General features: G+C 34.1%; 1 tRNA gene and 1 pseudogene. Both read left to right on the forward strand.

Annotation, left to right across the window (positions count from 1 at the left end):
* Positions 1–80: pseudogene (locus FUA24_RS25750) on the forward strand (GatB/YqeY domain-containing protein); the annotation flags it as partial.
* A 10-nt stretch (positions 81–90) separates the two neighbouring features.
* Positions 91–164 (forward strand) — tRNA-Arg (locus FUA24_RS07730).
* Positions 165–408: the final 244 nt, after the last annotated feature.

The raw sequence follows: 408 nt of genomic DNA on the forward strand, positions 1-408 counted from the left end.
TGGGGGTAGTTAGTAAAGAATTGGCAGGACAAGCCGATGGGAAAACTATATCAAACATAGTAAAAGCTAAATTAGCTTAAACAATATAAAGGCTGCGTAGTTCAACTGGATAGAATATCAGATTTCGGCTCTGAGGGTTGGGGGTTCGAATCCCTTCGCGGTCACTAATAAACATGCTAATATAAAAACCTATAATTTTAGTGTTATAAGTATTTTATATTAGCATATTTTTTTTAATTTATAAAATAAATATTAAAAGTGTTTTAATTATGTATGTGCTTACATGATTCCAAACTTGTTATAAGCCTCTACAGTGCTCATGCCTTCCTCTAAGGCTTTTTTAACAAGTTGCTCGCCTCTGGCTTTGCCTATTGCTCTTTCAAAAGCTTCTTTCTCTACTTCTTGAGG

It is taken from the genome of Seonamhaeicola marinus, assembly GCF_008085455.1.